The organism is Roseibacillus ishigakijimensis, from assembly GCF_016595415.1.
GTDB lineage: Bacteria > Verrucomicrobiota > Verrucomicrobiia > Verrucomicrobiales > Akkermansiaceae > Roseibacillus > Roseibacillus ishigakijimensis.
In genome coordinates this window covers 1-864 of the sequence record NZ_JAENIO010000111.1, presented here as the reverse complement: position 1 = coordinate 864, position 864 = coordinate 1, and the positions used below count along the sequence as shown (strand labels likewise).

The window sequence follows — 864 nt, the reverse complement described above, 5'->3', positions numbered from 1 at the left end:
TGTCAGTTTGTCAGTTTGTCAGTTTGTCAGTTTGTCAGTTTGTCAGTTTGTCAGTTTGTCAGTTTGTCAGTTTGTCAGTTTGTCAGTTTGTCAGTGGCGGATTTAGGCGATCGCGATGCGATGCACGGGGACGGGTTTGCCGGGTTGGAAGGCTGCTTGTTTTTGGAAAAGAACCTCGACTTCGCTCTGTGCATCAAAAGTTTGTGTTACAATCGCTTTCAAGGCCTTGGCTTCCCCCTCGGCCCGTAGATTGACGAGGAGCGTGGCCTCCTGCTTAGCAGGAAGCACCGACGTCCCGCCGGTTGGTCTCAACTGCTCGGCAGGGAGCACCGGCGTCTCGCCGGTTGAACTCAACCTTCCGGCTCTTGGGTCGCTGGTGTTTTCGCTGACCACCTCCTCCCCACTCATCACCTGATGCACCCGATAGCGCCGACCATTCGCTTCCACGCTCATCTTGAAGTGGCCCACCTCGTGACCCGCCTCCTCCAGGCGCGTCGCGATGGTGCGGGCGACCTGCGCCAGCCATTGACCCCAATCCACCTCCTCGCGGGGCTGACAGCGGGCTTCCGATTTGACCCAGCCCAGCAGGGCCTCCCCCTCGGCGTAGCGTTCGTAGTCGACCTCCACCTCCTGGCCCCCGGCGGTCTCGTGCTGCAGGAGGGCCGCGAACCACTCCTCCAGCCCCTCCCCGGTCTTGGCGGAGAGGAGGAAAACGCGCTTGCCGGGATAGTCGCGGTCGAGCCGTGCTTGCAAATCCGCAAGGTCGTCTGCGCTCAGGAGATCGCACTTGTTGACCACCAGCCACTCGGCTTCTTCGAGTTGTTTGCGGTAAATATAGCCCACATCGCGGTGGAAGTCGCGCTT

1 pseudogene is annotated in these 864 nt (G+C 60.0%); it reads right to left on the bottom strand.

The features are described 5' to 3' along the window. Positions 1-102 precede the first annotated feature (102 nt). A pseudogene (locus JIN78_RS16780) lies at positions 103-864 on the bottom strand (hypothetical protein); the annotation flags it as partial.